Raw genomic sequence first — 24,382 nt, forward strand, 5'->3', positions numbered from 1 at the left:
CGCCGCGCGACTCACGATTTATTCCAGTTCCGACGAAGCCACCAGACCCGCGAGGGTAAGTCGTGGGCAACGACGACGCTTCCGACCCGTCACCCGCGATGGGTCAGCCCATCATGAGGTTCGGCCAGAGCCCGGTGACGCCGATGAAGATCAGGTATGCTGCAATCGCATAGTTCAGGATCTTCGGGAAAATCAGAATAACGACCCCGATGACGAGGGCGGCGACCGGCTGTGCGCTCAAGGCTTCCATAGTTCGACACTTCGATGATGAACGGATGGTTCAAACAAAAACACGGGGCGGCCGAAGGGGCCACCCCGTTTGCGCATTCCGCTAAATTTTGATCGAGGCTGACGTCGTCGCCTTTGATCAGGCGGCTTTTTCCTGCAGCTCCGCATCGTCCTCGTCGGCGTCGGCGTCGGCCTCTTCGGCCTTCGTGGCGCGCTTCGGGCTCTTGGAGAGCTGCGTTTCGATCAACTTGATCGCCGCGGCCTCGTCCGTCTTGTTGATGGCGGCGATTTCGCGCGACATCCGGTCGAGCGCAGCCTCATAGAGCTGACGCTCGGAATAAGACTGCTCGGGCTGGCTTTCCGCACGATAAAGATCGCGAACGACCTCGGAAATCGAGACGAGATCGCCGGAATTGATCTTCGCCTCGTACTCCTGGGCGCGGCGGCTCCACATCGTCCGCTTCACGCGGGCACGGCCTGCAACGGTGTCGAGCGCCTTTTTCATGGTGTCGGCGTCGGCGAGCTTGCGCATGCCGACGGACTTGGCCTTGGCAACAGGGACGCGGAGCGTCATTTTGTCTTTGGCAAAGGTGACGACGATCAATTCAAGTTCGTGCCCGGCAAACTCGGTTTTCTCGATCGCTTGCACTTGACCGACACCGTGGGCCGGGTAGACGACGTGTTCTTGCGGTCTGAACGCCGATTTCGTGGCGACCTTTTTCACCGTTGCCATAGGGTCTGACTACTCCTCGCGGGAACACGCGCCCTCGACGGACGGGTGTGCCATTGTTTTTATGGAAAGCGCCAATGCAGCCACCGCGTAGGCGCGCCGTGAAATCACACAGCAAGCCTGCCGCCTGTTGAATCGCTGCTCGTCGAAGGGAACTCCACAATAGCTCCTGATTGCCTCATGGAACCGCCACACGCGCGGTCGGCGCGCGTACGAACTCCGGAGCGGCATTCGACTAATATAGCACACCGCGGCGCACAATTGAAGTGACCCGGCTAGACTTCGAGCAATCAAAGAGTTTGACGCAATCCGTGATGGGGGAACTCAGTCCCCCTCACCCGGCTCCGGCGAGAAGTGCTCCTCGAATTTATTGGCGACGCCGTCGAATTTTTCGGCTTCGGGAAGCGGTTCTTTCTTTACGGTTATGTTCGGCCATTCGGCGGCATATTTGGCATTCAGCTCAAGCCACTTTTCAAGGCCCGGCTCGGTGTCCGGCCTGATCGCGTCCGCAGGGCATTCGGGTTCACACACGCCGCAATCGATGCATTCGTCGGGGTGAATGACGAGCATGTTCTCCCCTTCGTAAAAGCAATCGACCGGGCAGACTTCGACGCAGTCCGTGTACTTGCACTTAATGCACGCGTCGCCGACGATATAGGTCACTGGCACAGCCTCCTGTTGCCCGCGATTTACGACCTTGCTCGAGATCGTACAAGGCGGGCTCAGCCCTCGGAGACGCTTTCATAGAGAGAAGCTGTTTGCGCCGGTGATACGCGGCGATCGGAGAAGCCGATCACCCGCACGACGCGGACGTCGCGCGAGAGCCGGATCGTGAGCACATCGGCCGGCCGCACGAGGCGGCTCGACGATGTCACCTTCTCGCGATTGACGCGCACCTTGCCGCCCTCCACGAGGGCTTGGGCGACCGTGCGCGTCTTCGCAAAACGGGCGTAGCAGAGCCACTTGTCGAGGCGCTGCCCACCGAGATCGGACGCCGCCTCAGCGATCGCCCGCTCCCTTTTCCATCTGCTGCTTCAGCGCAGCGAGCGCCGCGAAGGGCGAATCGGGATCGGCCTCCCGCTCACGCCGCGGCTTCTGTTGCGGCTCGGCATGTTGCGGGCGCTTGCCCTTCTTGCCCCGCTTGCCACCGTCGCGACGATCGCGATGATCCTCGCGCGGTCCGCCCGAGCGCGGCGCGTCGGCGCGCTGCGGCTGCGCCTCCCCACCCTCTTGCGCGGCGGGCGCGTCGCCTTCCCGGCGTTGCGGGCCGTCACGGCGCGGGCGGCGGTTCTCGCCCCCCTGATTGCGCCGGCCCTCGGCCCCTGCCCCAGCGCCCGGACGAGCGCCACGACGGCGGCGCGCCTGATCGCCGCGCTGATGCCGCGGCACGCGCCACACCTCGATCATGAGCGGCGCGTCCGCGTCCTCCGCACCGGCAACAGCCTCACCGTCCGAATCGGCGGCGACCGCGGCGTCATCCTCAACGGACGACGGCGCCGGCGATGCCTCGTAGGCCTCGGCCGCATCCTCGGCGGGCGCCTCGTCGGACGGCGTCTCGTCGGCGGGCATCTCGGCCGCGTCCGGCTCGGCAGCGTCCGTCTCGGCAGCGTCCGACGTTTCCGGCGCGGCGTGCGCCGTCTCCGGCGATTCGGTTTCGGCGGGTTCGGCCGTCGGCTCGGCGGACGCTTCGGCGCCCTCAGTTGCCATCGATTCGGCGATTTCGACCGATTCGGCCGGTGCGCTCGCCTCTTCCACCGTCGCGGCTGCCTCGTCGGGCGCTGCGGCGGTCGGCTCTGCCGGGCTCGCGAGGTCCGCATCCGGCTCGATCGTCGCCGACGCCTCGGCCTCGACCTCGGTCTCGGCGGGCGAAGACGGCTCGGCTTCGAGCATCGCTTCCGGCTCGGCCTCGGCCAGCGCCTCGCCCGGATCGACGCTCGCCGCCGCGTGCGGCGCCGTGGCGGCTGCGCTCAACACCGGATTGGCGCCCGGGCGCACGGGCTTCGCATCACGCTTGGCCGAGCGACTGCGCACTTCGCTCGCGGCCTTCACGGCCTCGCGCTCGGCCGCATTCGCCTCATGCCGGTCGACGCGATAGCCGAGCGAGGTCAGGATCGACGAAAAGTCCTCGCCGGAGCAGCCGAGCAGCGACGTCATCGTCACGGTGACGAGGAAGCCGCCGCCCTGCGGCACCGCGCCTGCCGGAGGCTCGCCCGAATCGGGCCCCGGCCGCCAGGCGACCAGCGGCCGGATCTGATCGGCGAGACGCTCCAAAATGTCGATCCGCACCGCGCGCGGCCCGCACACGCGGAAGCCGACGACGCGATAGAGCTCGCCCGGAACGGTCGGATCGACCGCGATCGACGTCCGCCCCGAGGCTGAAAGCTGCGGCACCTCGGTCAGGCCCGGCACCTCGAGATCAGCATTCTTCAACGCCCACAACAGCGCGATGAGCTGGCTCGGCGCGGGCTTCAACAGCGCGGGCACGAAAATATGATAGGCCCCGAAACGCACTCCGAGCGAACGCAGCCCGGCCCGTGCGCCCTGATCGAGCGCCTTGGCGTCCTCGGTGACCAGCGCACGTTCCACGCTGCCGAGCCCCTCGCTGATGCGATAGGCGAGACCGCGCGCCCCTCCGTCGAGCCCTTCGGCGACGCGAAGGTCGAACAGCGGCTTCAGCATGCCTTCGATATGCGCCGCGAGCCACTGCGTGAGGCGCCCCTGCACGCGGTCGCGCGCGGCGGCGGGGAGGATCTCGTCGGCGAGCAGGACGGCGTTGGGCTTCAACACGTCATCGCTCGCGGTGGCGCGGGCGATGACGGCGCCCTGCCAGCGGATCGCCGCGTCGGAGCCCAGGGTGAACGCGGCATCGGGAGCCTGGGCCACCTTCTCGGCCCGTCGTTCGAGCTCCTTCGTCAACGCTTTCGACGCGGCGGCCCGCAGAGCCTTCTGGTCGCGCGGGTCCCCGGTCGAGGCGTCGGCCTGGAAACGAAATCCATGGAGCGCGCCGACATGCTGGCCCTCCACGATGACGTCCCCGGCCTCGTTCACTTCTGATTCCAGCATCGCATTCTCTCTCAGCCGCTTCATCAGCACGCTGGTGCGCCGGTCCACGAAACGCTGCATCAAACGCTCATGCAACGCATCAGACAAGCGGTCCTCTACTTGGCGAGTCATTTCTCGCCATTCCTGCGGATCGGCAAGCCAATCATTGCGATTGGCGACGAATGTCCAGGTCCGCACGTGCGCGATACGATTCGACAGGGTGTCGATGTCCCCGTCGACCTTATCGGCATACCTGATCTGGCGCGCGATCCACTCGTCCGAGATCACGCCGTCCCGCGCCAGGAACTCGAACAAGGTCAGGATGAGATCGGCGTGATTGGCCGGCGCGATCTTGCGATAGTCCGGCACCTGACAGACTTCCCACAGCCGCTCGATCGCTTTGGCGTCGCGCGCCATGTCCATCACGTGCGGTGTCTTCGTGGCGTGCTCCAGCGCCTTCTGATCGTCGTCGATCGGGGCGCGGATCAGCCCGTCCTCGCGCGCCGGCTGGTCGAGCGAGGCCCGAAGCGCAGCGATCGAGGAGAAATCGAGGTTGGGGTTGCGCCATTGGAAGACCTTCACCGGCGCGAACGCGTGGGTCTCCAGCGCCTCGACGAGCTCGTCCTCGAAGGGGGCGACGCGGCCGGTGACGCCGAACGTGCCGTCGCGCGTATGGCGTCCGGCACGGCCCGCGATCTGGCCGAGCTCGGCGGCGCTGAGCTGGCGGAACTGATACCCGTCGAACTTGCGCGACGAGGCGAAGGCGACATGATCCACGTCGAGATTGAGGCCCATGCCGATGGCGTCGGTCGCGATCAGGAAGTCGACGTCGCCGGCCTGGAAGAGCTCCACCTGCGCATTGCGCGTGCGCGGGGACAGCGCGCCCATCACGATCGCCGCACCGCCCCGCTGGCGGCGGATCAGCTCGGCGATCGCGTAGACCTCGTTCGCTGAAAAGGCGACGACGGCCGAGCGCGGCGGCAGGCGGGTGAGCTTCTTCTCGCCCGCATAACTGAGCACCGACATGCGCGGCCGGGTGATGACGTTGATGCCCGGAATGATGCGCTCGAGGAGCGTGCGGGCAGTGGACGCGCCGAGGAGCAGCGTCTCATACGCACCGCGCAGGCGCATGATGCGGTCGGTGAAGACGCGGCCGCGCTCGAGATCGGCGGCGAGCTGCACCTCGTCGATCGCCACGAACTCGACATCGAGATCGAGCGGCATCGCTTCCACGGTCGCCACATAATAACGCGCGCCGGGCGGGATGATCTTTTCCTCGCCGGTGACGAGGGCGACGACCTCCGGCCCCAAGCGAGCGACGATGCGGCCGTAGACTTCGCGTGCGAGGAGGCGCAGCGGCAAGCCGATGAGGCCCGAGCGGCGCGCGAGCATCCGATCGATCGCGAGATGCGTCTTGCCCGTGTTCGTCGGACCGAGAATGGCGGTCACGTTGCGTGCCCGCTCGTGGCGATGAAGGAGGGGACTGGAGGTCACAATCCGTTCCTCGGATGCGCCGGCAGAGACCGTCGGCGCGGTTTCGGGGCGCGGGCCGCACCAGCGGACCCGCAGAGGATCTTAAAGCGCCTTCGAGCACGCCCGCAGCGGCGAGCGCGCCGAAAACTCGACCGGAGTAAAGCCGTGGACGATCCGGGCGATCAACGCCGCATCCGCATCGCCATCGGCCTATCCGGCCCGCCTTGGGTCAGCACATTGTGGGATCCTCACCACTGTCCCGCCGCCCCTTGCGGCGGGTCCACGATCGCCAATCAGACACCGGCCGATGAAATCCGCATCTGACTCGGCGTGATCAGAATTTCCCCGTTCGGCGTGCCGATGCTGACCCGGTACGGGATCGCGACACCCGCCTCCGGCAGCGGCACCACCGACATTTCGAGGGCCCGGTTCGCCTCCAAATACTGGACTTCCTTCTTCGCCGGCCGATGCCCGGACACCGGAACCCAACGCGCGCCGCAGACGGCCACATTGCCGGTATAGCCCTGCGTCGCGACATTCTCGTTGCGCTTATAATAGAGCTTTACATCATAGCGCGTCCAACCGTCGAAGATTTCGAGCGTGTGGTTGCACGCATCGCGTCCGTCTTCGGTCTTGATCGGCAGCAAGCCGGAGGACAGCGGGTCGACGATGTTGCGCTTGTGCGCGTTCGTCACCGCAATCCGGCCGGGACGTTCCTTCAGCGGCGGCACAGCGCGCAGCGACGTGACGTTGCCGCGGCTCAGGCTCATGTCGACCGCGACCGGCTGGCGGACCTCCTCGGCGCGGACGCGATACTTCACCGGCAGCACCCGGCCCCCGGCCGTCTGCCCCTCGGATGAGACATAGGTGCGCACCGCGGTCACGATCTTCGCGACCCCCTGCGGCTCCATGAAGATATCGGCGTCGTACCGGCCGCTCGCCGCATCGCCAGTCATGCTCATGTCGAGCGTGGCGCGGGCGATGTTCCAGCCGGCGATCGAAATTTCGTAAACCGCGTCCACGGTCGTCTTCGTGGTGCTCCGCGCGTTGATGGCGGAGGTGGGAACCGCCACGAGAGAGGCGGTCAAGAGCACAGAAATCCAGGCTTTCAAGGCACTCTCCCCAAACGTGTGCAGCGGCCCGGCCCGCCATGCGCACCCTTCGCTTTATGGGATGGCCGTGTCGAGATCAAATCGCTTCCTGGGCTGAATTCAAGCTGAATGACGCATGTCACGGCCCGTGCGGACTATTTTCCGTGGACGGAAGCGCTTGACGTTTCCGTCTTCGACCCCTATTCACCGCCTCTCACCGAAATGACTTTGATAGGGCGTCGGCTAGGTCCGGCGAAGTATGATGGCGCGACGCTGCGAACTCACGGGCAAGGGCGTGCTGGTTGGCAATAACGTCAGCCATGCCAATAACAAGACGAAGCGGCGGTTCCTGCCGAACCTGGTCGACGTGACCTTGATTTCCGACGCGCTCGAGCGCCGGGTCAAGATGCGGATCAGCGCGCACGCGCTGCGCACCGTCGAGCACCAGGGCGGTCTCGACAACTTCCTCCGCGGCGCTGACGATGCCGGTCTTTCCGAGCGGATGCAGCGGCTGAAGCGCGAAGTCGTCGCCTCCGGCGAGAGCGCGCCCGCCGCGTAAAGTCGTCGCCTCCGGCGAGAGCGCGCCCGCCGCGTAAACCGCGAACGACCGGGAACCGAAAGAATGGCCATGTCGAATCCTCGCATGGCGTTGGCTGCGGCCGTCGCTGCTATGGCGGCGGTCGTCGTCGCGTCGAACATTCTCGTCCAGTATCCGGTCGTCGCCGAGGTCCATGGCCTCAACCTCGCCGATATCCTGACGTGGGGCGCGTTTACCTACCCCTTCGCCTTCCTGGTGACGGATGTGGTGAACCGCACCTTCGGTCCGGGGCGCGCCCGCCAGGTCGCGCTCGTCGGCTTCGCCTTCGCGATCGTCCTATCGGCCATCCTGTCGTCACCACGCATCGCCTTCGCGTCGGGCACCGCCTTCCTGGTCGCCCAGCTCTATGACGTGTCGATGTTCAACCGCCTGCGCCATCTCGCCTGGTGGCGCGCGCCGCTGCTGTCCTCGCTGTCGGCCTCGGTCATCGACACGGCGCTGTTCTTCACCATCGCCTTCTCGGCCATGATCCCCTTCGGGATCGACGGTTTCGCCGTCCAGACCGATCACCTTTTCGGCATCGCCGGCCTTCCCGAAGCGCCGCGCTGGGTGTCCTGGGCGATCGCCGACTGCACAGTGAAGCTGCTCGTCGCCGGCTTCGCGCTCGGCCCCTACCGCTTCCTCGTCTCCCGCTCCGTCGGCCTTCGCGGCTGATCTCGCCCGCGTCGAGGCGCGGGGGCTCCACATACGATTGAGGCTTGGGACCGGCGTCCGCGCGCGGCTCAGGCGCGGGACGGCGCTCGCAACGGATTGGCCCGCGGCAGCGGATCGCGCACCGCAAAGCGCAGCAACAATGTGCGCTGCAGAAACGACATGTTGTCGTCTGACATCAGCGTCAGGATGATCCGCCCGTCCCGAACTTCGGCGGCGATCGCCTCCATATTGTCGATCTCGTCGGAGAAATCGGCCTCGATCAGCACGGGGCCGTCGATCACGTCGTCCGGCCCGGCCCCCAGGATGGCGTCGCGGCCGAGCCGGCGCACGCGCATCCTGACATCGATCCCGCCACCATAATATCGCTCGATCAGAAGGACGTCGCCGCCCGGCAGGACGTCGGCCCCGGTGATCGCCCACTTGTCGCTCCGGGCGATCGCGAAGGACGTCTCGTCCCGTAGCGCCGGGATCGCGCCCCGCGTCCCCTCCCCTTCCATGACGATGAGACGCTCGCCTGTCGGCAGCTCGGTGAGGCTCTCGACGCCATGACGCTTGGCGAGGCGGGTGAATTGCTCCGGCCGGCCGAGCCGCTCCGGGCGCGCCGTGCGGTCGATCGTGAGGCCGTCCGCCGGATAGCGCCACAGCTCGCGCGCCTGTTCGATCACGACGAGGATCCCGCCATCGACGCGGGCGAGATCCTCGGCGTCCCCGGTCGCCTTGGTGCGGATGTCCCGGCCGAGAAGGTCGAGCCGGGGCCAGAGCGCGGCGTCCTCGATCCCGGTGAGCCGCTCGCCGTCGAGGATGAGCCGGGCGGACAGCCACATGCCGGTATCGCTCACCGCGAGCATCCGGTCACCGTCGACGAGAAGTCCCGAGAACCCGCCGAATTTGCGCGGGCCGATAAGGCTCATTCCACCCAGAAAAGCGAGGCGGTCGGCGGGATCGTGGCCGAAGCGGAAATCGTCGAACTGGCGCACGCGCAGGTCGATCGGCTCGGCCCGCGCATCAGGCGAGAGCGCGAGAAAGCCGGCGACGAGAGCGGTGAGGAGGCGGGAGCCGGCGGCGGTCGAGATAGGCACCTCCTTGCGGCGGACGGCTTACCGCTCCGGGACCGTGAGCCGGCCGCCGAGCGCGCGGCGCGGACAGGCGCGGCCGCGAGAGACGGCCGCGCGAAAGACGAGCTCAGGCCGCCTTGCGCATCCCACGACGGCGATTGCCGCCACCGCGACGTTTCGCCTCGCGGCCCTCGCGCTCGTCGTCGAAGAGGTCGGCGAGCTGGTTCACCATCGCGCCGGCGAGCTCTTCAGCGTCCACGATGGTGACGGCGCGGCGATAATAGCGCGTCACGTCGTGGCCGATGCCGATCGCGATCAGCTCGACCGGCGAGCGCTCCTCGATCTCGGAGATCACCGCGCGGAGGTGCTTTTCGAGATAATTGCCGGCGTTCACCGACAGCGTCGAATCGTCGACCGGGGCGCCATCGGAGATCATCATCAGGATGCGACGCTGCTCCGGCCGCCCAAGCAGCCGCTCGTGCGCCCAGGCGAGCGCCTCGCCGTCGATATTCTCCTTGAGGAGCCCCTCGCGCATCATCAGACCGAGATTGCGCCGTGCGCGGCGCCACGGCGCGTCCGCGGCCTTGTAGACGATGTGGCGCAGATCGTTGAGCCGGCCCGGCGACGGCTTCTTGCCGTGCTGAAGCCAATGATCGCGGGACGAGCCGCCCTTCCATGCGCGCGTCGTGAAGCCGAGGATCTCGACCTTCACATGGCACCGCTCGAGCGTGCGGGCGAGGATGTCGGCGCAGGTCGCGGCGACGGTGATCGGACGGCCGCGCATCGAGCCGGAATTGTCGATCAGCAGCGTGACCACCGTGTCGCGGAAGTCGGAATCGCGCTCCATCTTGAAGGCGAGCGGCTGCATCGGATCCGTCACCACGCGCGACAGGCGCGCGGTGTCGAGGACACCTTCCTCCTGATCGAAGTCCCAGGCGCGGTTCTGCTGCGCCATCAGCCGCCGCTGCAGGCGGTTCGCGAGCCGCGAGACGGCACCCTGCAAATGGGTGAGCTGGCGATCGAGAAAGCCGCGCAGACGGTCGAGCTCGGCCGTATCGCAAAGCTCCTCGGCGGAAACCATCTCGTCGAACTGGCGGGTATAGACGTGATAATCGGTCCCGAAGGCGTAACGGTCGTCCGGGTCCTCGACGCGGACGCCGTCGGTCGATTCCTCCGCGTCGCCCATCTCGTCTTCGCGCACGTCCTCGGCCGTGAACTCCGAATCCTCGACGTCCTCGGCGGTCTCTTCCTCGCCGCTGCGCTCCGATTCCTGCGGTGAGGCATTGTCCTCGGTGTCGTCATCGCCGGCCTCGCCCGCGGCCTCGTCCGGCGTTTCGACCTCGCTCTCGCCCTCTTGATTGTCGTCGCTCTCACCCGACTCTTCGCCGAGCTCCTCGGCCATGTCGAGTTGGGCGAGGATGTCGCGCATCGCCGTCGCGAAACCCTTCTGGTCGGCGATCTGCGTGGCGAGATCGTCGAGCGTCGTGCCGCATTTATCCTCGAGCGCCGAACGCCACAGATCGACGATCTTGCGGGCGCTCTCCGGCGGCGGCGCGCCGGTCAACTTCTCGCGCACGAGGAGCGAGAGCGCGTCCGGAAGCGGCGCGTCGGCCTGGTCGGTGATCTCGTGATAATTGCCGCGATAATATCGGTCTTCGAGCATCGCGGAGATGTTGTCCGCCACGCCCTCCATCGCCTGCGCGCCGAGCGCATCGCAGCGTGCGGTCTCGACCGCATCGAACACGGCGCGCGCATCGGAGCCCTCGGGGGCGTATTTCTGGTGAAGCGCCGCGTCATGGGCGGCGAGCTTCAGCGCCATCGAGTCGCCGAGGCCGCGCGTCACGGCGATGTCCTTCGCCGAAAGGCGCCGCGGCGGCTCCGGCAGGCGCGCCGTGTCCCCCGTCAAGGCCGGCTTGTCGGTGGAGAAGACGACCTCGAGATCGGGCTTTCCGGCAATCGCACGCATGGTCCCGGACACGGCGGTGCGGAACAATTCGTGCCGCGTGTCGGGAAGTTTGGTCTTCCGATTGTTGTCGCCGAGTCCTGCCATCAGGATCGACCCTCCTTCGTCATTGCCCGTGGCGACCGCCCCGTTCGAGGGCCGGTCGCCCAGTCGCCGTCATCGTATCGCGATGAGGGAGCGCTGCCGTGGACGATAGCGACGCGACAACCCGATCGTCGCCCCTCGCAAGCCTCGTGCCGCGAGGGGCGTAACCTCAATTCATCATGAGGTTCGGGGCAGCCGAGGCGAGGTCCCTGCCGAAGCACCGCTGAAAGAACTCGGCGACGATCGACCGCTCGGTCTCATCGCATTTGTTCAGGAACGACACCTCGAAGGCGAACCCGATATCGCCGAAGATCTCGGCATTCTCCGCCCAGGTGAGGACCGTGCGGGGGCTCATCACCGTGGAGAGGTCGCCATTGATGAAGGCGTTGCGAGTCATGTCGGCGACGCGAACCATCTTTGCAACCGTCTGCTGGCCTTCGTCGCTGCGATAATGCGGCGACTTGGCGAGCACGATGTCGGTCTCCACCTCGTGCGGGAGGTAGTTCAGCGTCGTCACGATCGACCAACGGTCCATCTGGCCTTGGTTGATCTGCTGCGTGCCGTGATAAAGGCCCGACGTGTCCCCGAGGCCGATCGTGTTCGCCGTCGCGAACAGGCGGAAGGCCGGGTGCGGGCGGATCACGCGATTCTGGTCGAGCAGCGTGAGGCGGCCGGCAACCTCGAGCACGCGCTGGATCACGAACATCACGTCCGGACGGCCGGCATCATACTCGTCGAACACCAAGGCGGTGTTGGTCTGCAGCGCCCAGGGCAGGATCCCGTCGCGGAATTCCGTCACCTGCGCCCCGTCGCGCACCACGATCGCGTCCTTGCCGACGAGATCGATGCGGCTGATATGACTGTCGAGGTTCACGCGCACGCATGGCCAGTTGAGCCGTGCGGCCACCTGCTCGATGTGGGTCGATTTGCCGGTGCCGTGATAGCCGGCGATCAGAACGCGCCGATTGTACTTGAAGCCGGCCAGGATGGCCCTCGTCGTCGGCGGATCGAACACGTAGGACGGATCGAGGTCGGGAACGTGCTCGGTGCGTTCAGCGAAGGCCGGAACCTCCATTTCGGAATCGATGCCGAACGTCTGGTGCGCGGACACCGTGATGTCAGGCATTCGCGTTGACGCGGTTTGCGTCTCTGCCATCTCGTCTTCCTCGGACAAGCCAGCGCCCTCGACAGGGCGCACGACTGGACTGGTAAGGGATCGCCCAGACGCTCAACAATACCCGGCGCGCCTCAGCACGTTGTAGGCATTGATCACGCTGCGCAATCGCTCCTCGGAGCTGCGGTCCCCCTGGTTTGCGTCAGGATGGTGACGCTTTACAAGGGTTTTGTATCGCGACTTGATCGCTTCTTTGGATGCATCGTGCTCCAACCCCATGACTTCGAAGGCGTCGCGCTCCGGCCCTTTGGGGCGGCGCCGCTCCGGTTCGGGCGGGGGTTCGGACGTTCCGCCGCCACCGAACACCATGAACGGATCGTCGACCATGCCGGACCATGCGGCCCGCGTCGCTCGTTCGCTCTTCTTGCCGCGAACGCCGATCGGCGATGTCGGACGGTGGCCGGTGATCGAATCGCGCTGATAGGCGATCACGTCGTCGTCGGTCATCCCGTCGAAGTAGTTGTAGCTCTTGTTGTATTCGCGAACATGGTCGAGGCAGAACCAGTGAAACTGGCCTTCCTTGCCGCGGCCCTTCGGGGCGCGATAGTCCGCCTGCTCGTGGCAACCGCGCCACGCGCATGTCCGCCCCATGACGGACGCCGTCGCACTGCTGCCGGCGCCACCGCGGTTCGCCCCGCGGCGCCGTGAGGCGCGTATGCGATCATAGTCTTTCGACGAGAAGTCCATGGCCGAATTATGGGTGGCTCCAGGGATCCGGGCAAGGACTTGACTTTGCCCTCCGCACAGGCTCCTGCCCAGCGATCCGCCGCCATTTGTGCGGCAATTTGGCAAAGCCATGCGGCCGGCGCAGGGCTCCCATCGCGCGCGTCAGCCTCACCACATCGTCCCCGCCGCCCGGCCGGGCCATGTGGCGTCATAGGCCGCCCCGTCGATCGCCCCGTCGACGGCCTTGGAGGAGAGCGCCTCGAGCATCGTTCCGATCGACGGCAGGCTCGCCGGATCGGCGTGGCCGCCGTCCCACAATTTGGCGCGGAGCACCGCGCGGGCGCATTGGAAATAGACCGCGCCGACCGTCACCAAAACGACCGTCCGCGGCGCCTTGCCGTCCACCGCGAAGTCGGCGCGCATCGCCTCGTCGGCGGTGATCCTCGCCTCGCCATTGACCCGCAACACCGTCCCGGATCCCGGAATGAGGAACATCAGCGCGACGCGCGGATCGCGCACGATATTGCGCAGCGTGTCGATCCGGTCGTTGCCGCGCCGGTCGGGGATGGCGATCGTCCGCTCGTCGAGGATGCGCACGGCCGGCCCGGCATCGCCGCGCGGGCTGCAATCGGCCCCCTCCGGCCCGACGCTCGCCAGCGCAAAAAATGGTGAAGCCTCGATCCAAGCGCGATAATGCGGGGTGATGACGGGCGAGACCTTCACCGTCGCGGGCGCCTTCGGCGTCCCATAATGAGCGAGGAGTTCGTCTTCCGTGGCGATAAAATCGACCATGGTTGCCTTCTTTTTGAATAGCGCTGCGGCTTGAGATGCTGGCGGACTTTCCTGTACCCCGCCAATGATAGTCTCGCCATCCCATTCGGCCGCCCGCGCCGTCTTGGGAGGCTCACGCACACGACATGTCGAGGCCCGCATTTTCGGGCGACGGAGCAGACCATGACGCAGGATCAATCATTCGCTCCAGCGGATCTCCAAGCTGCTCAGCAGATGAGCGCTTCGGAAGCGATCGAATACCACTACGACAACGACACCGCGTTCTTTTCCCTGTGGCTCGATCCGACTCTGTCCTACTCCTCCGGCCGCTGGCACGATCCGATGACGCGCGCGCCGATCGCCGCCGATCTCGATGAGGCGCAACGGCGAAAGCTCGCCTTCCATCTCGATGCCGCGCGTGTCGGCCCCGGCCACAGCCTCCTCGATATCGGCTGCGGCTGGGGCGCGATCTTGAAGGCCGCGATCAGCGAACGGGGCGCCGCCAGCGCCCTCGGCCTCACTTTGTCTCGCGATCAGCACACTTATATCGAGGAGACGGCGCCCGAGGGCGCGAGCGCGATCCTACAGGACGTCTTCAGCTATGACAGCGAGGCGCGCTTTGACGGGGCGATCTCGATCGGCGCGTTCGAGCACTTCGCGCGGCCGGAGATGGACCGGAGCCAGAAGATCGCCGTCTATCGCGACTTCTTCGAGCGGCTGCACACGCTGCTCAATCCAGGCGCCGCCTTCTCGCTTCAGACGATCGTCTGGGACGCGGTGAACTTCGAGGAATCGAAGAAGTGGCTGCCGCAGACGGTGTTCCCCCAGTCCGACATCCCCTTCATCGACGAGGTGGTCGAGGGCGCCAATCCGACCTTCCGCCTCGCCTATCTCGAAAACGACCCGCAAGATTACGCGCTAACCCTCGAAGCCTGGGTCGCCAATCTGCGCACCCATCATGATGAGATCGTCGAGCGCTGGGGCGAGGAAAAATTCGTCTGGTTCGAGCGCTATCTGCGCAACTCGCGCCTCGCCTTCACGCGGCGCAAGAACGCACTCGCCCGTTTCGTTCTGTTGCGGCGCTGAGGCGGGCGCCGCTCGCCGCGCCGCGACCGGCCGGCCCTCACGCCTGCCCGATGAGGATGCCGGCCCCCAACACCAGCGCGCCGCCCGCCACGATCTGCAGCGACGCGCGCCAGAAGGGCGTCTGCATATAGCGGTTCTGAATCCAGGTGATCGCCCACAGCTCCATCAGCACGAAGAACAGCGCGATGATCGTCGCCGTCCAGAAATGCGGGATGAGATAAGGCAGCGCGTGACCGAGCCCGCCGAGCGTCGTCATCACCCCGGTGACGACGCCGCGCGTGATCGGTGAACCACGACCGGAGATGACGCCATCGTCGGCCGCCGCTTCGGTGAAGCCCATCGAGATGCCCGCACCGACGGACGCCGCGAGGCCGACGAGGAAGGTCTGCCAGGTGTCTTGCGTCGCAAAGGCGGCGGCGAAGATCGGCGCGAGGGTCGACACCGAGCCGTCCATCAGCCCCGCGAGGCCGGGCTGGACGTAGGTGAGGACGAAGCGGCGATGATCGGCCTCGTCCTCGGCAGAGCGCACATCGCCCGGCAGGTTCTTCGCCTCGATCTCGTCCCAGCGCTGGCGGTGCCCGGTCTCTGCGGCCGCCAGATCGCCGAGGAGCTTGCGCGTCTCGGTGTCGGTGCTCGCCTTGGCGGCGCGCAGATAGAAATCGTGCGCGTCCTCCTCCATCCGGGCCGCTTCGGCACGGATCCGCTCGAGGCCCAGATGCTCGATCATCCAGACCGGCCGGCGCGCATAGTAGCCGGCGACATGCTCGCGCCGGATGAGGGGGAGGACCGGGCCGAACCGGCGCGTGTGCTCGTCGATCAGCCGGCGACGGTGCTCGTCCTCCTCGTCGGCCATCTCGTCGAAGGCGGCGGCGCTCGCGGGAAACTCGGCGCGGAGCTTTTGGGCGTACCAGCGATAGATGCGCGCATCGTCCTCCTCGGACGAGACGGCGAGCGCCAGGATTTCCTGCTCGGACAGATCGCCGAAGCGCCGTCGGCCGGCCATGCTCGAAAACATGCCCTTCTACTCCATAATTAGAGTAACTCCAATCTATGCAATGAAAGGCCAGCGTCAACCCGTATCGGCATATGGTGAGAGCATGCCCGTTCGGCGCTCGTCCACACCGGAACCGCCGCGCCGGTCCCGCGCCGATGCGGCCCGTCCGGTCTCGGCCGTCCGGGCGGGACCATGACGGGAATGCTTGCGCGGATCCTCGCCGCGTGGCACACCGCCGCCATTCCCGCCCCTTCAAGAGCACGCCATGACCGCGCCCGCGCCTAAGAAAGTCGTCCTCGCCTATTCCGGCGGTCTCGACACCTCCATCATCCTCAAGTGGCTCCAGACCACCTACAACGCCGAAGTGGTGACCTTCACCGCCGATCTCGGCCAGGGTGAGGAGCTCGAGCCCGCACGCAAAAAGGCGGAGATGATGGGCTGCCGCGAGATCTACGTCGAAGATCTGCGCGAGACCTTCGTGAAGGACTATGTCTTCCCGATGATGCGCGCCAACGCGCTCTATGAAGGCGTCTACCTTCTCGGCACCTCCATCGCCCGGCCGTTGATCGCCAAGCGTCAGATCGAGATCGCGCACGAGACCGGCGCCGACGCCGTCGCCCATGGCGCGACCGGCAAGGGCAACGATCAGGTTCGTTTCGAGCTCGGCTATGCGGCGCTCGATCCTTCGATCCGCGTGATCGCACCCTGGCGCGATTGGGAGTTCAAGTCGCGGACCGACCTCATCGAGTTCGCGAAGCTGAACCAGATCCCCGTCACCAAGGACAAGGAAGGCGAGGCGCCCTTCTCCGTCGACGCGAACCTCCTGCACTCCTCCTCCGAGGGCAAGGTTCTCGAAGATCCCGCGCAGGCGCCGCCCTCGATCGTCTTCCAACGTACGATCTCGCCGGAAGAGGCGCCCGACAAGGCGACCATCATCGAGATCGGCTTCAAAGGCGGCGACGCCGTCTCGATCGACGGCCAGGCCATGTCGCCCGCGACGCTCCTCGCGGCGCTCAACGATCTCGGCCGCGACAACGGCATCGGCCGCCTCGACCTCGTCGAGAACCGCTTCGTCGGCATGAAGAGCCGCGGCATCTACGAGACGCCGGGCGGCACGATCCTCCACGTGGCGCACCGCGCGATGGAATCGATCACGCTCGACCGTGGCGCCGCCCACCTCAAGGACGAGCTGATGCCGCGTTATGCGGAGCTCCTCTATAACGGCTTCTGGTTCTCACCCGAGCGCGAGATGCTCCAGGTCGCGATCGACTATTCCCAGAAGGACGTCGAGGGCACGGTGCGGCTGAAGCTCTATAAAGGCAACGTCATCGTGATGGGCCGCGAGAGCAAGAAGTCGCTCTATTCGGAAGCGATCGTCACCTTCGAGGACGATGCCGGCGCCTACGATCAGAAGGACGCTGTCGGCTTCATCCGCCTCAACGCGCTGCGCCTCAAGATCCTCGCCCAGCGCGACCGCTGACACGCGACAAGGCCGGGTGGCGACACCCGGCCCAATCCAGTGGACACCGACGAAAGGGGCCGAGGCCCCTTTTTTCATGCCTATTCGGTGGTGATCTTCACGAGATCGCCCGGCGCGAGCGGGCGGTCCTCGCCGAGGCCGTTCAGCGTTTCGAACAGCGGGCGCTTCATCTCCTCGTCGACGCCCTGCATCCGCTTGGCCAGCGTCTCGACGGATTCGTTCGGCCGCACCGGGATCACCCGGATGCGCAGCGGCCGCATCGCCGCACGCTGCGAGGGAGAGAGGAGCCGGAAGGAGTTCATCGTCGAGCGGAACGCCTCTTCATAGGCCGCCGCCGGCTTCGACGAAGCGAAGATGAAGCGGTAGACCCGGCGCGGACCGCGCACGACACCGATCCGGAACGACCAGCCCTCGACCAGCGCGGAGGCGACGGCCGCCTCGAGCCCGTCCACCGTCTCCGAGCGGATCGAATCGTCGATCAGCCCCTTCACCCACCCCGAGCGCAGATATTGGGCGAGCGATTCCGATTCCGGCACCGCCACCGCATCGAACCGGATCGCGGTGTGGGCGCCGTCGGTCGCGAGGACGGCGGCCGACGTATTCTTCAGGACGTAATTGTCCGGCACGGTGAAGGCGATGCCGAGTTCGACATGGGCGAACTCGCGCCCGCGCACGAACCCTTCGCGCGGGTCGTCGCCATAGAGCGTCCCGTCGAGCGTGCGCAGATAGTTGTTGTGCGCGGTGCGGCCGAGACCCGGCGCGCCGAAGCTGCGGGCGACGCGCTTGGCGTGGTCGACGCGCGCCGGCGTCGACGGGTGGGAGGACAGGAAGCCCGGCCCGTCCTCGCTCGCCGCGTTCAGCGACGGAAGCTGTGCAAAGCGGGCCATCGAATTCAAGAAGCGCGCGGCGGCGAACGGATCGAACCCGGCCGCGGCGAGGGTTTTCACGCCGATCTCGTCCGCCTCCAGCTCTTGCTGCTGGCTGAAGGTCGCGAGGCTGAGCTCTGCGGTCTCACGCGAGTCCGCCTTGATCGATGGGTCGGTCACCACGTCGCTCACCCGCTTGGCGAGCGCGGCGGCCTGGGCCTGCCGCTGGCGCAGGCGCGCATGGTCGGCGGTGACGTGCGAGATCTCGTGCGCGATCACGGCGGCAAGCTCGCTCTCGTCGTTCGCGAGGGCGATGAGGCCGCGCGTGACGAAAAGGTCCCCCGAGGGTAGCGCGAAGGCATTGACCGCCGGCGAATTGAGGATGGTGACCCGCATCTCGCGATCGGGCTGGCTCGACACCGCGACGAGACGCTCGACGAGGCCGTTCACCATCGCCTCGATCTGCGGGTTGGCGTAGACGCCGCCATAGGCGCCGATGAGCTTCAGATGCTCTTGCGTCCGGGCCGGGCGCGCGACGGATGGCTCGCTCGCCGTCGTCTGCGGCGGCTGGCTCGTGGTCAGGAGCGGTTTTTCTCCAACCGAGCCGCCGCACGCAGCGAGCGCCAAAGTGATCGAGAGAGCTAGAGCCCGGAGCTGTCCCGCCACTCGATCTGGGCGGGATGCTCGACTCGGATCAAGCCGCCGTTCCACGCTTCCAACACACCCCTAATCCGGACCCCGACCCCCGCGCGCGCCGTAAAGCCGCCCTCCCATCGCTCGGCGTCCTGACGCCGCACGATGACGGTAAAATCGGTCCGGAAGTTTTCACCAAAGTTTAGATATAAGTTCCGCTTCGTCTCGCCGACGCTCTTGACCACTCCGTCGACGAGGGCGTACTGCCCAGCGTATCGGGAAAGATCAGGCTGTGCCGCGTCGAACACAGCCTCAGGCTGCGCCCAGAGGCCGACACCGTCATTTTCCGCACCGCGTTCCGCCTCGAAGAGCGCCGTTAAGCACCCCTCCGACATATCAGTCGGGTCCACGAACGCAAGGCCGTCCGAGACCATGCGCTCGCGAAGACTTTCGGCTGTGTCTTTGAAGACAATGTCGCCGAGATGGCGCCCATAACGGTCGCGATCACCGCCTTCCAATGGTCGGAAGGCAACGGGCTCCACCTCCGCGCGTGCGCGGAGCAGCGCGGCGCGTTCCGTAGGGATTTGGGCGATATCAAGGCGAATATCGGCAAGCCGGACCGTCCGCCCATCGGTGAGGGCGAGGCTCGATCCGCCTTCGATCCCGGCGATCTCGACGGGCTCTTCGGGCCCGAAACACGCCGCATTCGCGACGTTCGCGGCCAGGAGTGCGACAAGGGTTGCGACGATCCGCGCCAGCCTGGGGCGAGCGCGGCGCAGCGGATCAGCGGGTCGGGACGGGGTGCTCGCCGCGATAATCATAAAAGCCGCGCCCGGCTTTGCGCCCGAGCCACCCGGCTTCGACATATTTCACGAGAAGCGGGCACGGGCGATACTTCGAGTCGGCGAGCCCGTCGTGCAGCACCTGCATGATCGACAGACAGGTGTCGAGGCCGATGAAGTCGGCAAGCTGAAGCGGCCCCATCTTGTGGTTCGCGCCGAGCCGCATCGCGGTGTCGATCGCCGTGACCGATCCGACGCCCTCATAAAGGGTGTAGATCGCCTCGTTGATCATCGGCAGCAGGATGCGGTTGACGATGAAGGCCGGGAAATCCTCCGCCACCGCGTAGACCTTGCCGATCTTCTCGACGAAAGCGGCGGCGACTTCGAACGTCTCGTCGGCGGTGGCGATGCCGCGCACGAGCTCGACGAACTCCATCACCGGGACGGGATTCATGAAGTGGATGCCGATGAAGCGCTCCGGCCGATCGGTCGCCGCGGCGAGGCGGGTGATCGAGATCGACGACGTGTTCGTCGCCAACATCGCCTCGGGCTTCAGGAGGGGGCACACCTGCGCGTAGATCTTGCGCTTGGCCTGCTCGTTCTCGGTGACGGCCTCGATGACGAGATCCATCTCCGACAATTCGTCGAGGTTGGGCGCCGCGGTGATCCGCTCCACGGCGGACTTGCGGGTCTCGTCGTCGATCCGGCCGGCGGAGACCTGGCGGGCCATGTTGCCGGTGATCGTGGCGAGGCCGGATTGGATGCGGTTGCGGTCCACGTCATTGAGGAAGACGTGATAGCCCGCGAGTGCGGCCACATGGGCAATCCCGTTGCCCATTTGCCCCGCGCCGATCACACCAACGCTTTTGATATCGCTCATGAAGGCCGCCGTCTTGGACGAATATTTATCGTCGATGAAGCCTGCCTTGCCAGGCACGTCAAGCCTTTGCGGACCGATTGGCCGCCGCGGCGCTTGATCGCGGCGGCTGTCGGTCAAGAGGCGCGCTTTTTGATTTCGCCCTCGAGCTCCGGAACCAACGTGAAGAGGTCTCCGACGAGACCATAGTCCGCGACCTGGAAGATCGGCGCCTCTTCGTCCTTGTTGATCGCGACGATCACCTTGGAATCCTTCATGCCCGCGAGGTGCTGGATCGCCCCGGAAATGCCGCACGCGATGTAAAGCTCGGGCGCGACGACCTTGCCGGTCTGACCGACCTGCCAGTCGTTCGGCGCATAGCCCGCGTCGACCGCGGCACGCGAGGCGCCGATCGCCGCGCCGAGCGCGTCGGCGAGCGGCTCGATCACCTCGTGGAACTTCTCGGAGGACCCGAGGGCGCGACCGCCGGACACGATCACGCGGGCCGAGCCGAGTTCCGGCCGGTCGGTCTTCGCCATATCCTCGCCGACGAAGGTCGAAAGGCCCGGATCGGCCGCCGCGTCGACGGACTTGATCTCGGCCGATCCCCCCTCGCCCGCCGCCTGGAAGGACGCGGTGCGGACGGTGAGGACCTTTTTCTCGTCGGTCGAGCGGACGGTCTGGATCGCGTTGCCGGCGTAGATCGGACGCTTGAACGTGTCCGCCCCGTCGACGGCCATCACATCGGAGATCTGCATCACGTCGAGGAGCGCGGCAACGCGCGGCATCACGTTCTTGCCCGTGGTGCTCGAGGGCGCGACGAGCGCGTCATAGGACGGCGCGAGCGACACGATGAGGTCGGCGAGCGGCTCGGCGAGATTGTGCGCGTACGCGTCGCCCGAGGCGGTCAAAACCGTCTCGACGCCGGCGAGCTTGGCGACGGACGCCGCCACGCCGTCGATATCGGAGCCCGCAACGAGAACGTGCACGGGTGCGCCGAGCGCGGTCGCTGCCGACAGGGCCTTCGCGGTCGCATCGGCCAAGACACCGGCTGCGTGATCGGCGATCAAAAGGGTCGTCATCCTAACCTCCGCCGCGTCAGATGACGCCGGCCTCGTTCTTCAGCTTATCGACAAGTTCGGCGACCGATCCCACCTTGACGCCGGCCTGGCGCTGGCCCGGCTCCGCCGTCGACAGGACTTCGAGCCGGCGGCGCGGGGAAACGCCATAGTCACCGGCTTCCTTCTGGTCGAGCGGCTTCTTCTTCGCCTTCATGATGTTCGGCAGCGAGGCATAGCGCGGCTCGTTGAGGCGCAGATCCGTCGTCACGATCGCGGGCAGCTTGAGCTTCACCGTCTGCAGACCGCCATCGACCTCACGCGTCACGTCGACGGTTTCGCCCTCGACGGACACCTTGAAGGCGAACGTGCCCTGCGCCCAGCCGAGCAAAGCGGCGAGCATCTGGCCGGTCTGATTGCAATCGTCGTCGATCGCCTGCTTGCCGAGAATGACGAGGCCGGGGCCCTCCTCCTCGACGACGCCTTTCAGGATCTTCGCGACGTCGAGCGGCTCGGGCGCGTCCTCGACGAGGACGTGGATCGCACGATCGGCGCCCATGGCGAGCGCGGTGCGCAGCGTCTCCGACGCCTGTTTCGGCCCGATCGAGACGGCGACGACCTCGGTCGCGGTGCCGGCTTCGCGCAAACGGAGCGCCTCTTCGACGGCGATTTCGTCGAACGGGTTCATGCTCATCTTGACGTTTGCGAGGTCCACGCCGGAGCCGTCGGGTTTCACGCGGATCTTGACGTTGTAGTCGACCACCCGCTTGACCGGCACCAAGATCTTCATCGTCGTCTCAACCTCTTGATTTTGCCGCCCCGAACGCCTCGTTCCGGGACGGCGGAGGGACGCTATCGGCGCCCCGGACCCCTGTCAAACGCCGCGGCTCTGCCCCGGCACCCACAACACGTCGTCGGCGCCGTTGCGATTCGCGATGCGTGCCGCGACGAATAGGAAATCCGACAGCCGATTCATATAGCGCAGCGCCGCCTCTCCGACGCTTTCGTGCGCCGCGAGCTCGACCATCAGCCGCTCGGCGCGGCGCGAGACCGTGCGCGCGAGATGAAGCTGCGCCGACAACGGCGAGCCGCCCGGCAGCACGAACGACTTCAACGGCGCGAGTGAGCCGTTGAGATCGTCGATCTCCCGCTCCAGGCGGTCGACCTGCGAGGACACGATGCGCAGCGGCTCATAAGGCAGCTCCGCGCCGTGCGGCGTCGCGAGATCGGCGCCGAGATCGAAGAGGTCGTTCTGGATGCGGGCGAGCATCTTGTCGAGCCGCTCCTCGGGCCCGAGTACGCGGGCGCAGCCGAGCACGGCATTCGTCTCGTCGACCGTGCCATAGGCCGCGACACGGGTGTCGTATTTCTTGCGGCGCTGACCATTGCCGAGCGCGGTCGAACCGTCGTCACCCGTGCGGGTGTAGATCTTGTTGAGTGTGACCATCGTCGCCGTCGTCTAACCGGAGGTGAAGTAAAGAGCCGTCATCGCAACGACGATGACGATGAATTGCAGCAAGACCCGCATCCGCATGAGCGCTTGGGACCGGTTCGGCGATCCGCCCCGCATCAGGTTCCACAACCCTGCGAGCAGCACCACAGTCACGGCACCTAGCCCGACCACGGTGACGAACAACACGATCGGAGACATTTCAGCTTTTCCTCTCCACCCGTCCGTCTGCCGCTCGCCCGGAGGCGACACCGTCATCACACCGCGTGTGACGGGCGTCTCCGGAAAGCGATCGACGATCCGGTGTGCGGGGCCTGCCCAAGATCAACGTGGGCAAGCTCCAATTATTCCTTCCGCCGATCCGGCTTCGCGATCTTTTTTCAGCGAAGCCGTCCGGCCTTCGATTGTCGTGACCCGCGTACGCCGCTCGGGGCGGGCGGATCCCTCAGATGGCCTCTCCCCGCAACAGACGGGGGATGTCGCCCTCCACTCCAGCCGCTTCGCGGATGAACAGACCCTTAAGCCGGGTCCGCTTGTCGACGAGGCCGAGGCCTACGGAGCGGACCGCGCGGGCAAGGCTCGAGCGCGTGGAAAATATGGTGTTGAGCCCGTCCATGACGAGGGCCATCTGCGTCGTGTCGCCCCGACGCTGGCTTTCATATCGCGGAAGAGCGAGCGCGAGATCCTCGCCGTTGCGGGCGCTCTCGACGAGCCCTTCGGCGAGCGCTGCGACATCCCGCAGGCCGAGATTGAGGCCCTGACCCGCGAGCGGATGGATGACGTGCGCAGCGTCCCCCGCGAGCGCGACGCGCCCGGCGAACCAGCCGCGGGCGAGCATCGCCGTCAGCGGGTAGCACTGGAGTTCGCCCTCCACCATCAACCGGCCGAGGGAAAGGCCGAATGCCCGCTCAATCTCGAGCCCGGCGAGGAGCGGGTCCATGTCCACCAGCTCGCGGGCGAAGGCCGGCCGCTCGGTCCACACGATCGAGGAGCGGTTGCCGGTGAGGGGCAGCATGGCGAACGGGCCGTTGGGCAGGAAATGCTGCGTCGCGACCCCGTGATGCGGCTCCTCGTGCACCACGGTGCCGACGATGCCGGATTGCTCATAGGTCCGCTCCACGACGCCGATGCCGGAGATCTGGCGGATCTTCGAGCGCCGCCCATCTGCCGCGACCAGGATCTCGGCCCCATAGCTGCCGCCGTCGGACGCCTCGATCGAAACGCCCCGCTCGTCCTCCGTGTAGAAGGTGACGCTCGCGGGGATCGTCTCGATGTCGAGCGCCTCGCAGCGCGCCACCAGCGCCTCGTAGAGCGCCTCGTTCGGCACCATGTGGGCGAAGGGGTTGCCCTCGACGTCTCCGGCGAAATGCAGGAGGTCGGGGCGGATCACGTCGTCGGCCGCGCTGTCGGTAATCCGCATTTCGCGGATCGGCTCGGCAAGGTTCGCCACCATCGGCCACACGCCGAGCCGGCCATAGAGCCGCCGTCCCGCCGCGGCGAGCGCGCTCGCGCGCGAATCGGCGCCCGGCTGAGGCCCCGTAAAGAGACGCACCTTGAGATGGGATTGCGAAGCGAGCGCCACGGCGAGGGTGCGCCCGACCACCGCGCCGCCCGCGATGGCGATCGTCCGTTTCATCGAAGCTCCTTT

The 24,382-nt window shown here is 66.5% G+C and carries 24 protein-coding genes; 4 read left to right on the top strand and 20 right to left on the bottom strand.

All coding sequences use genetic code 11. The annotated features are described in order from the left end of the window. Positions 1–103 precede the first annotated feature (103 nt). The 6 genes from L1787_RS08015 to L1787_RS08045 form a co-directional block, all read right to left on the bottom strand. On the bottom strand, positions 104–250 hold the full coding sequence (locus L1787_RS08015) for a DUF3096 domain-containing protein (RefSeq protein ID WP_235708156.1): 147 nt from the start codon (positions 248–250) through the stop codon (positions 104–106). A gap of 117 nt (positions 251–367) precedes the next feature. Next, positions 368–961, bottom strand: a complete 594-nt coding sequence (locus tag L1787_RS08020) for a CarD family transcriptional regulator (protein ID WP_235708159.1) — start codon at positions 959–961, stop codon at positions 368–370. A 321-nt stretch (positions 962–1,282) separates the two neighbouring features. Beyond that, a complete protein-coding gene (gene fdxA / locus L1787_RS08025) occupies positions 1,283–1,621 on the bottom strand; it encodes a ferredoxin FdxA (RefSeq protein ID WP_235708160.1) in 339 nt (112 codons plus the stop codon). Between the two features lie 59 nt (positions 1,622–1,680). Continuing rightward, entirely contained in the window at positions 1,681–1,965 is a 285-nt protein-coding gene (locus L1787_RS08030; protein WP_369415082.1) for an RNA-binding S4 domain-containing protein, read from the bottom strand. After that, positions 1,958–5,494 (bottom strand): helicase-related protein, encoded by a 3,537-nt coding sequence (locus tag L1787_RS08040; protein ID WP_235708162.1) that lies wholly within the window; start codon positions 5,492–5,494, stop codon positions 1,958–1,960. The genes L1787_RS08030 and L1787_RS08040 overlap by 8 nt, the downstream gene beginning before the upstream one ends. Before the next feature lie 272 nt (positions 5,495–5,766). Further along, a complete protein-coding gene (locus tag L1787_RS08045) occupies positions 5,767–6,495 on the bottom strand; it encodes a DUF3108 domain-containing protein (protein WP_235708166.1) in 729 nt (242 codons plus the stop codon). Between the two features lie 331 nt (positions 6,496–6,826). Between L1787_RS08045 and rpmB the strand changes: the two genes are divergently transcribed. Then, the gene (rpmB, locus tag L1787_RS08050) at positions 6,827–7,123 is read left to right on the top strand and encodes a 50S ribosomal protein L28 (protein ID WP_235708706.1); all 297 of its coding nucleotides are present in this window, start codon (positions 6,827–6,829) and stop codon (positions 7,121–7,123) included. A 69-nt stretch (positions 7,124–7,192) separates the two neighbouring features. Further along, a complete protein-coding gene (locus L1787_RS08055) occupies positions 7,193–7,816 on the top strand; it encodes a VUT family protein (protein ID WP_235708168.1) in 624 nt (207 codons plus the stop codon). 68 nt (positions 7,817–7,884) lie between these two features. On the opposite strand, the gene L1787_RS08060 is transcribed toward L1787_RS08055, so the two are convergent. From L1787_RS08060 to L1787_RS08080, 5 genes are all read right to left on the bottom strand, one after another. Next, positions 7,885–8,895 carry an esterase-like activity of phytase family protein gene (locus tag L1787_RS08060; RefSeq protein WP_235708169.1) on the bottom strand — a complete coding sequence of 337 codons (1,011 nt, stop codon included), beginning with the start codon at positions 8,893–8,895 and terminating at the stop codon, positions 7,885–7,887. Positions 8,896–8,998: 103 nt separating this feature from the next. After that, positions 8,999–10,921 (bottom strand): cobaltochelatase subunit CobT, encoded by a 1,923-nt coding sequence (cobT, locus tag L1787_RS08065; RefSeq protein ID WP_235708170.1) that lies wholly within the window; start codon positions 10,919–10,921, stop codon positions 8,999–9,001. 166 nt (positions 10,922–11,087) lie between these two features. Beyond that, positions 11,088–12,074 (bottom strand): cobaltochelatase subunit CobS, encoded by a 987-nt coding sequence (gene cobS, locus L1787_RS08070; RefSeq protein WP_235708171.1) that lies wholly within the window; start codon positions 12,072–12,074, stop codon positions 11,088–11,090. A gap of 72 nt (positions 12,075–12,146) precedes the next feature. Further along, positions 12,147–12,683, bottom strand: coding sequence for a J domain-containing protein (locus L1787_RS08075; RefSeq protein WP_235708173.1), 537 nt, complete (start codon positions 12,681–12,683; stop codon positions 12,147–12,149). A gap of 243 nt (positions 12,684–12,926) precedes the next feature. Next, the gene (locus L1787_RS08080) at positions 12,927–13,550 is read right to left on the bottom strand and encodes a pyridoxamine 5'-phosphate oxidase family protein (RefSeq protein ID WP_235708174.1); all 624 of its coding nucleotides are present in this window, start codon (positions 13,548–13,550) and stop codon (positions 12,927–12,929) included. Between the two features lie 162 nt (positions 13,551–13,712). Here L1787_RS08080 and L1787_RS08085 point away from each other — a divergent pair, with 162 nt between their 5' ends. Continuing rightward, the gene (locus L1787_RS08085) at positions 13,713–14,615 is read left to right on the top strand and encodes a class I SAM-dependent methyltransferase (protein ID WP_235708175.1); all 903 of its coding nucleotides are present in this window, start codon (positions 13,713–13,715) and stop codon (positions 14,613–14,615) included. A 37-nt stretch (positions 14,616–14,652) separates the two neighbouring features. Here L1787_RS08085 and mbfA read toward each other — a convergent pair whose 3' ends face one another. Next, the gene (mbfA, locus tag L1787_RS08090; RefSeq protein WP_235708176.1) at positions 14,653–15,630 is read right to left on the bottom strand and encodes an iron exporter MbfA; all 978 of its coding nucleotides are present in this window, start codon (positions 15,628–15,630) and stop codon (positions 14,653–14,655) included. Positions 15,631–15,874: 244 nt separating this feature from the next. Here mbfA and L1787_RS08095 point away from each other — a divergent pair, with 244 nt between their 5' ends. Next, on the top strand, positions 15,875–17,089 hold the full coding sequence (locus tag L1787_RS08095; protein ID WP_235708177.1) for an argininosuccinate synthase: 1,215 nt from the start codon (positions 15,875–15,877) through the stop codon (positions 17,087–17,089). 80 nt (positions 17,090–17,169) lie between these two features. Here L1787_RS08095 and L1787_RS08100 read toward each other — a convergent pair whose 3' ends face one another. The 8 genes from L1787_RS08100 to L1787_RS08135 form a co-directional block, all read right to left on the bottom strand. After that, positions 17,170–18,582 carry a M48 family metalloprotease gene (locus L1787_RS08100; RefSeq protein ID WP_235708178.1) on the bottom strand — a complete coding sequence of 471 codons (1,413 nt, stop codon included), beginning with the start codon at positions 18,580–18,582 and terminating at the stop codon, positions 17,170–17,172. Positions 18,583–18,596: 14 nt separating this feature from the next. Continuing rightward, entirely contained in the window at positions 18,597–19,409 is an 813-nt protein-coding gene (locus L1787_RS08105) for a thermonuclease family protein (protein ID WP_235708179.1), read from the bottom strand. Next, a complete protein-coding gene (locus L1787_RS08110; RefSeq protein WP_235708180.1) occupies positions 19,372–20,250 on the bottom strand; it encodes a 3-hydroxybutyryl-CoA dehydrogenase in 879 nt (292 codons plus the stop codon). The genes L1787_RS08105 and L1787_RS08110 overlap by 38 nt, the downstream gene beginning before the upstream one ends. A 113-nt stretch (positions 20,251–20,363) precedes the next feature. Further along, positions 20,364–21,308 carry an electron transfer flavoprotein subunit alpha/FixB family protein gene (locus L1787_RS08115; protein ID WP_235708182.1) on the bottom strand — a complete coding sequence of 315 codons (945 nt, stop codon included), beginning with the start codon at positions 21,306–21,308 and terminating at the stop codon, positions 20,364–20,366. Positions 21,309–21,324: 16 nt separating this feature from the next. Next, positions 21,325–22,074 (bottom strand): electron transfer flavoprotein subunit beta/FixA family protein, encoded by a 750-nt coding sequence (locus tag L1787_RS08120; protein ID WP_235708184.1) that lies wholly within the window; start codon positions 22,072–22,074, stop codon positions 21,325–21,327. 84 nt (positions 22,075–22,158) lie between these two features. Then, entirely contained in the window at positions 22,159–22,731 is a 573-nt protein-coding gene (locus L1787_RS08125) for a cob(I)yrinic acid a,c-diamide adenosyltransferase (protein WP_235708185.1), read from the bottom strand. 12 nt (positions 22,732–22,743) lie between these two features. Beyond that, positions 22,744–22,935 carry a twin transmembrane helix small protein gene (locus L1787_RS08130; protein WP_235708186.1) on the bottom strand — a complete coding sequence of 64 codons (192 nt, stop codon included), beginning with the start codon at positions 22,933–22,935 and terminating at the stop codon, positions 22,744–22,746. Positions 22,936–23,179: 244 nt separating this feature from the next. Beyond that, entirely contained in the window at positions 23,180–24,370 is a 1,191-nt protein-coding gene (locus tag L1787_RS08135) for an FAD-dependent monooxygenase (RefSeq protein WP_235708187.1), read from the bottom strand. Positions 24,371–24,382: the final 12 nt, after the last annotated feature.

The sequence above is a fragment of the Acuticoccus kalidii genome (assembly GCF_021556395.1).
Lineage (GTDB): Bacteria > Pseudomonadota > Alphaproteobacteria > Rhizobiales > Amorphaceae > Acuticoccus > Acuticoccus kalidii.

Excerpts from the sequence above, each read along its gene's own strand:
- L1787_RS08075 (WP_235708173.1), bottom strand. The coding sequence starts at position 12,683 with ATGGGGCGGACATGCGCGTGGCGCGGTTGCCACGAGCAGGCGGACTAT.
- L1787_RS08110 (WP_235708180.1), bottom strand. The coding sequence starts at position 20,250 with ATGAGCGATATCAAAAGCGTTGGTGTGATCGGCGCGGGGCAAATGGGC.
- L1787_RS08015 (WP_235708156.1), bottom strand. The coding sequence starts at position 250 with ATGGAAGCCTTGAGCGCACAGCCGGTCGCCGCCCTCGTCATCGGGGTC.
- L1787_RS08055 (WP_235708168.1), top strand. The coding sequence starts at position 7,193 with ATGTCGAATCCTCGCATGGCGTTGGCTGCGGCCGTCGCTGCTATGGCG.
- L1787_RS08080 (WP_235708174.1), bottom strand. The coding sequence starts at position 13,550 with ATGGTCGATTTTATCGCCACGGAAGACGAACTCCTCGCTCATTATGGG.
- L1787_RS08135 (WP_235708187.1), bottom strand. The coding sequence starts at position 24,370 with ATGAAACGGACGATCGCCATCGCGGGCGGCGCGGTGGTCGGGCGCACC.
- L1787_RS08130 (WP_235708186.1), bottom strand. The coding sequence starts at position 22,935 with ATGTCTCCGATCGTGTTGTTCGTCACCGTGGTCGGGCTAGGTGCCGTG.
- cobS (WP_235708171.1), bottom strand. The coding sequence starts at position 12,074 with ATGGCAGAGACGCAAACCGCGTCAACGCGAATGCCTGACATCACGGTG.
- L1787_RS08095 (WP_235708177.1), top strand. The coding sequence starts at position 15,875 with ATGACCGCGCCCGCGCCTAAGAAAGTCGTCCTCGCCTATTCCGGCGGT.
- rpmB (WP_235708706.1), top strand. The coding sequence starts at position 6,827 with ATGGCGCGACGCTGCGAACTCACGGGCAAGGGCGTGCTGGTTGGCAAT.
- cobT (WP_235708170.1), bottom strand. The coding sequence starts at position 10,921 with ATGGCAGGACTCGGCGACAACAATCGGAAGACCAAACTTCCCGACACG.
- L1787_RS08115 (WP_235708182.1), bottom strand. The coding sequence starts at position 21,308 with ATGACGACCCTTTTGATCGCCGATCACGCAGCCGGTGTCTTGGCCGAT.
- L1787_RS08105 (WP_235708179.1), bottom strand. The coding sequence starts at position 19,409 with ATGATTATCGCGGCGAGCACCCCGTCCCGACCCGCTGATCCGCTGCGC.
- L1787_RS08120 (WP_235708184.1), bottom strand. The coding sequence starts at position 22,074 with ATGAAGATCTTGGTGCCGGTCAAGCGGGTGGTCGACTACAACGTCAAG.
- L1787_RS08020 (WP_235708159.1), bottom strand. The coding sequence starts at position 961 with ATGGCAACGGTGAAAAAGGTCGCCACGAAATCGGCGTTCAGACCGCAA.
- L1787_RS08125 (WP_235708185.1), bottom strand. The coding sequence starts at position 22,731 with ATGGTCACACTCAACAAGATCTACACCCGCACGGGTGACGACGGTTCG.
- mbfA (WP_235708176.1), bottom strand. The coding sequence starts at position 15,630 with ATGTTTTCGAGCATGGCCGGCCGACGGCGCTTCGGCGATCTGTCCGAG.
- L1787_RS08085 (WP_235708175.1), top strand. The coding sequence starts at position 13,713 with ATGACGCAGGATCAATCATTCGCTCCAGCGGATCTCCAAGCTGCTCAG.